This window comes from Lactobacillus gigeriorum DSM 23908 = CRBIP 24.85, from assembly GCF_000296855.1.
Classification (GTDB): domain Bacteria; phylum Bacillota; class Bacilli; order Lactobacillales; family Lactobacillaceae; genus Lactobacillus; species Lactobacillus gigeriorum.
This window is the reverse complement of the sequence record NZ_CAKC01000020.1, coordinates 1-5,999: the sequence shown is the minus strand read 5'-3', so window position 1 is coordinate 5,999 and position 5,999 is coordinate 1. Positions and strand designations below refer to the sequence as shown.

Annotated in this window: 5 protein-coding genes and 2 pseudogenes; 6 read left to right on the top strand and 1 reads right to left on the bottom strand. The window is 34.1% G+C overall.

All coding sequences use genetic code 11. The annotated features are described in order from the left end of the window. From BN52_RS01750 to BN52_RS01730, 6 genes and pseudogenes are all read left to right on the top strand, one after another. A partial coding sequence (locus tag BN52_RS01750) for an IS30 family transposase (RefSeq protein ID WP_040473303.1) occupies positions 1 to 727 on the top strand: 727 nt, incomplete at its 5' end. A 312-nt stretch (positions 728 to 1,039) separates the two neighbouring features. Next, positions 1,040 to 1,246 carry a hypothetical protein gene (locus BN52_RS01745; RefSeq protein WP_008472374.1) on the top strand — a complete coding sequence of 69 codons (207 nt, stop codon included), beginning with the start codon at positions 1,040 to 1,042 and terminating at the stop codon, positions 1,244 to 1,246. Between the two features lie 424 nt (positions 1,247 to 1,670). Next, positions 1,671 to 2,036 (top strand): annotated as a pseudogene (locus BN52_RS10650) (IS110 family transposase); the annotation flags it as partial. Between the two features lie 114 nt (positions 2,037 to 2,150). Further along, a complete protein-coding gene (locus BN52_RS10645; protein WP_479682561.1) occupies positions 2,151 to 2,741 on the top strand; it encodes a transposase in 591 nt (196 codons plus the stop codon). 139 nt (positions 2,742 to 2,880) lie between these two features. Then, positions 2,881 to 4,245: an FAD-dependent oxidoreductase gene (locus BN52_RS01735; RefSeq protein ID WP_008472372.1), complete on the top strand. Its 1,365-nt coding sequence runs from the start codon at positions 2,881 to 2,883 to the stop codon at positions 4,243 to 4,245. A 22-nt stretch (positions 4,246 to 4,267) separates the two neighbouring features. After that, positions 4,268 to 4,735, top strand: coding sequence for a Dps family protein (locus tag BN52_RS01730; RefSeq protein WP_008472371.1), 468 nt, complete (start codon positions 4,268 to 4,270; stop codon positions 4,733 to 4,735). A gap of 276 nt (positions 4,736 to 5,011) precedes the next feature. On the opposite strand, the pseudogene BN52_RS01725 reads toward BN52_RS01730, so the two are convergent. Continuing rightward, positions 5,012 to 5,518 (bottom strand): annotated as a pseudogene (locus BN52_RS01725) (transposase); the annotation flags it as partial. Between the last annotated feature and the right edge of the window lie 481 nt (positions 5,519 to 5,999).

Here is a 5,999-nt window from a genome sequence, read left to right as displayed (position 1 = left end):
CCTAAACGAGCAATGGTCTCCTGAACAAATTCAAGGACGCTTGAAGCTTGAGAATGCCCAGTGGTCAATTAGCTATAGCATGATCTATCGAGCTATTTACGCTCATATGTTTGATGAGCCAGGGTTGAGCCATGGCAATAGAGGTGCTATTAGAAAACTTCGTCATCGCGGGAAATCTCGTCATACAAAGGACTATGTAGAACGAAGAGGAAAGATTCGAATCAGCCATGATATCGAAGAGCGGTCAACAGAGGCTGAAAATCGGTCGAGAATCGGCGATTGGGAAGCAGATACAGTTGCCGGTATTGTTGGAAAAGCCTGCTTGGTAACATTGGTAGATTGCAAGAGTAGATATTTGCTTGGAGGCAAGGCACAAGAAAAGAAAGCTGATGCGGTTAATCAAACGATGATCGACGCCTTGAGGGATCAACCCTGTGAATCCATAACTCCAGATAGAGGCAAGGAGTTTGCCAAGCATAAAGAAGTAACGCAAGAACTGAAGGTTGAATTTTACTTTCCTAAGCCACATCATCCATGGCAAAGAGGAAGCAATGAAAATACAAATGGATTGATAAGAGAATATCTTCCAAAGGGGCAAGATTTAAGCAAGTATAGCCAAGAAGAAGTCCAGGAGATATTCTCCAAGATAAATAAACGTCCAAGAAAATGTTTGGGATATCTAACGCCATATGAGGTATATAAATCTGAGTCGTTGCACTTAGTTTGACACTTAAAGTATAATGCGGAGAGATCCTGCGTTTTTATTTTTATGTAAAAAAGACTAGGAACCATGCCGAAAGAGCATGATTTCTAGCTTTCAAGTTTCAGCTAATAAGGTTAAATTACAGTGGATTGAAAAATTATAATAAATAATTTGGCTTGAAAAAACTTTTTTAAAAGTTAAAACTAAAAACTTAATAAATCACTTTTCGTTGGTTTCTTGACATCGTGTCAATAAATAATATTAAGAAATCGCTTACATGATTTAAATAAAGCTGTATAATGGATTTATAATAACTTTATATGAGGAGAATTTATTATGATGATAGACAATCTATTTTTAAAATTATTGTGGGTAGTTATTTATGGAGCTACAGTTTATTACGTTTTTACTGGTCAAATGATGATAGCGATGTATTGGATGGCTATTGGGATGTTCTTGCAGGCAAGTATTGATTTAATAGTAGGTCTTATTTCATCAAGAGTCAAAAAAGGCAAATTATCAAATTCTATTGGTAAAAAGTAATACTTTGATCCGAATAAAGAAGTTAGAACTATATAGTTTTGATATGGGCTATGCCAAGTTAATTAACTTTAAAAGAAACGGCTCTTTGTCAAACAACCTAAAGTAAGAGATGAATCATAATATGACGATATTATGGTTCACCTCTTATTTTTTATTTACAATTATATTGAGGTTGAGGTCGACAACAAAATTGAATCTTGAGTTGGCTTGTCAAACTGGCCCGTTAATATATTTTACTTGTGAAACTAGGTTTAGGTTGTTGGTCATTAAGATCGTATTTTAGAAATTGAGTAAGTAAAATATACTAGCCTCAATTAAACTTGTGAGGTGATATTGTGAATTTCATAAGAATTGATGTTAGCCAAGGCAAAAGCCATGCCACACAAATAACTGAAGATCTCGAAAAGGAGTTTTTACTTTTAAGCACAATAAAAGTGGTTTTAAAAAATTGTCTGCCTATGTTACTAAAGATACTTATATAATTTTTGAGACAACAGGATATTATTCTGAAGCACTTGCCCGTTATTTGCGTCAAAACAACATAAACTATATTGAACTTAACCCGTTTGAAGCTAGTATACGAACAGCTGAACTTAGACGTAATAAAAATGACGCTAATGATTCATTTAAATTAGCTATGTTAGGCGCTATCGCATTCAATGAAATTAAATTCCGAGGAAGGAAATGTATCGATAAGGCATATATAAATTTAAAAAATTTTTGTCTTGATTATTTACATCTTCAAAAATGTCGTATAAGGGTTATTAACCACTTGCGCTCGTTAATTGAGTTGTCTTTTCCAGAATTAAATTCAATCTTTGTCAACGCTCACTCTGTGATCGCACTTCAAGTATTTCGAGCTTATACTCATCCAGACTTTTTAATAGGCTTAACAGTCAAAAATATGACTGATGAACTTTATCAAGCAATAGGTAAGTATAAAAAGAGATCATTAATTGAAATTTATTGCTCTAAAATTTGGCTTGCAGCTAAAGACTCATATCCTGCTATTGAAGCTGATGATCCTCTTATTCTTTTAATTTCTAATTATTGTGATGAAATTGAAATGTACAATATGCAAATTGAAAGGGATAAGAAAGAATTAATCAGAAGAGCTTCAAAGTTGAGAGAATTCAAATTAATTACGAGCATTCCTGGCGTAGGTCAATTAAATACTGCTTTATTATTGGGCTTTACTGGGAATCTTGATCGTTTTCCAACTTATAAGCAGTTGAATGCTTACCTTGGAATTGATTTAAATAGATATCAGTCTGGTAAATTCGAAAAACAAGATAAAATCAATCGGCGTGGCAGTAGTCAAGCTAGATATGTAGAATCAAATATGATTAGAAGCATGTTGCGTAATCAAGCTAGTATACTCCTTTTTTCTCAAATTCTAGTCTTGACATTCTTTAAGAAACAGCCTAAATGTTCAATTTATTATTGCAATTTACGATTTTTATATTTTGAATTTTGTAAGCATTTTCTTTCTTGAAAAATCAACTTAATGCTAAAATTTATTTGTCTGAATGATAATAATTTTGGACAAGGATTACTAACCTGGTTAATTTGCCTAAATAAGCAAATTATAATCTTAGTATTATTATGATATTTATATATAAAGGAGTATTTTTATGAGTAAATCAAAAATTGTGATTATCGGTGCATCTCATCCTGGACATGAAGCAGCTATTGAATTAGTTGATCGCTATAAGGACTTAGATGTTCAAGTATTTGAAGCTAGCGATTTTGTTTCATTTATGTCTTGTGGGATGAAGCTATTTCTTGAAGGAAAAACTACTGGACAAGATAATGTTCGCAACTTTGCACCAGATGATTTCAAGGAACGCGGCATTAAGTTGCAAAACAATAGTGAAGCAATTGCCGTAAATCCTGAAAATAAGACTGTCACAATTAAAAATACAGTTGATCAAACAACTACTGATGTAAGTTATGACAAGTTGATTTTGACCCCAGGTGTTAACCCACAAAACATTGACGTACCTGGAAATGATCTAGACCATATTTATTTAATGCGTGGCTACAGCTGGGCAAGCAAGATCAATGAAGCACTTAATGATCCATCAATTAAGAAGGTTAGTGTCGTTGGTGCTGGTAATGGTATTTCTGCAGTTGAAGCAGCTCTTAACCATGGTAAGGAAGTTACTTTAATTGATATTAATGAAGCTCCACTTTCAAACTACTTGCCTGAAGAATTTACTAATGTTTTCACTAAGGAACTTACTGATAAGAAAGTTAACTTGTTAATGGACACCAAAGTAACTGGCTTTAAAGGTGACAGCACAGTTGAAGCAATTGTTACTGATAAGGGTGAAGTTGCTACTGATTTAGTAATTATTACTGTAGGTATTAAGGCAAATACTGATTGGCTAAAAGACACGGTTAAGCTTAATAAAGCAGGCTACATCTTAACAGATGAATACTTTAGAACAAACTTACCAGATGTTTATGCAGTTGGTGACGCAATTTGGACATATTCAATCCCAGCTAATAAAAATATCCCTATTCCTTCAGCAACCGCTTCTAGACATGAAGCACAATATCTTGTAAATCACTTGTTCGAAGAAAAGCCAGCTCGACCATTCTACGGCTTAGCTGGTGCACAATTATTAGAATTCGGTGATGTTCATGCAGTAGTAACTGGTTTAAACTCAAGAACAGCAAAATTTGCTGGAATTGAAGCCACAACCAGTGTATATGTAGATCATTTGCGTCCTGACTTCATCCCAGATGAAGATAACCCATTAGGTTATGTAGCATTGACCTTTAATAAGCTTAACCACCAAATTTTAGGTGGGGCAGTAATGTCTACTTATGATTTAACAGGTCAAGGAAATGTCCTTAGTTTAGCTATTAGCCATAGACTTACTTTAGAAGATCTTGCAGAACAAGATTTCTTCTTCTCACCAAGTTTTGACCGTCAATGGAGTCTACTTAACTTGGCGGCCCAACATGCCTTAGGCTGGGCTAAATTCTAATTTAATGAAAGTAGGTTCCAATATGGAGTATCCAGAAACAAAAGAAAAGTTAAATGAATTAGTCATTAATTTATTGCATATGCACATGATTGTTCGCCGTCACCATTGGTATATGCGCGGCAGTCAATTCTTGAAGTTTCACCCATATCTTGATGACTTAATGGATGAACTAGATGATCAGATTGATGGTCTTGCAGAAAGACTAATTACCATCGATGGTTCACCTGTTGCCACTTTAAGGGAAGTTGTTCAATTAAATAAAATTCCTGGTGAAAAGGGGAGTTGGGACTTCACTAATACACAAAGACTTGAAAAAATCATTTCAGGCTATCGTTATTTAGATAAGCTCTATGAAGAAGCGCTTGAAGCTTCTGATAAAGAAGGAGATTACTCTACTAATGATATTTTGACTGGTTTCCATACTGATCTTGAAAAGCGACTTTGGATGTTAACGGCTGAACTTGGTCAAGCTCCAGATATTGATGCATAAGTCGTAAATTTAGAGAAAATAGCGAATCTGTAGTGGTTCGCTATTTTTTATGGCAAAAAGCTCTATCACAATTTACGTAAGTACCTGAAATTTGAACTATAATTTCGGGGCTTTTTCTACGTAAAGTCAAGCATAATAAGAAGTTTGGCTTCATTTTTTGTTTAAATTTCAACTTAAACATCTTTTAGTGTCGATTTATTTTTTTAGTTAGACACGACAAATAAGCCCAGATCCATATCTGATTTTTGGGCTTAGCGTTATAATGCACTTGATCAATTAATTACGACTAAAGTCTTTTTGATTATGTGTGGCTACGTTGTAATCATATGGTTGATCATTGATAATCAAGGCATAAATGGTTCTGATTAGTTTATGAATTGAAGCAATAGCTATCTTTTTGAATCCTTTGGTTTGAGAGGATAGCTTTTTGCTTTCATAATAATCTGCTATATGACACGGATTTGTCTTAGCTGCATTATCAATTTGTCCAATAGCTCGATAAAGCAACTTACATGCGACTGCATTGCCATGATTAGTAATACTTAAATTAGATTCCATTTCTCCTGACTGATATCTGCCTGGATCAATTCCGATAAAAGCATTGATTTTATTAGGATTACTAAATCTGCGTAAATCTCCTAACTCTGCTAAAACTCTGACTGCAGTGGTCTGTGCAAAGCCTGGAATGCTTTCTAGGTTTTCTAAGTCATGATTAGGCAAAGTTTTGGCGAGTTTAACCATTTTTGTAATTATACGTTGACGTTGATTGCTTAGATTAAGCAGTCTTTGGGCATAATATTTTGCTTGCTGGACTTCTATGTCAGAGCAAGAAACAACTGGATAAGCTAAATGAGCTAATTCAATTAGTTTATCTGTTGTCCTTTGTGCATGATTGAAAGCGATGCCTTTCAATTTCATCAACCAGTTAATAATTTGCTTTTTATCATCTTTTCTTACTAAATCACAATGAGGATAACGAGCAACTATTTGCCAATAATTCTTACCTCTAGCAATAGAAAAGATTGCCATCGCCAGCGTACATAAGTTGATTAGAACCTTGTATGCATTAATAATAAACGGCCAAGCGTACGATTACAACGTAGCCAAACTTAATCAAAGACTTTAATTGTAAAAGCACTTGGTTATGTTCAGTATAGCAGTCTGGTTTAAAAATATAAATACTAGACTGCTGTTTGTAAGTGTCAATATTTTTGCGGTAACCCATAAACCATTAGTCTAATCTTGCTTTCTTAAATATTTATAT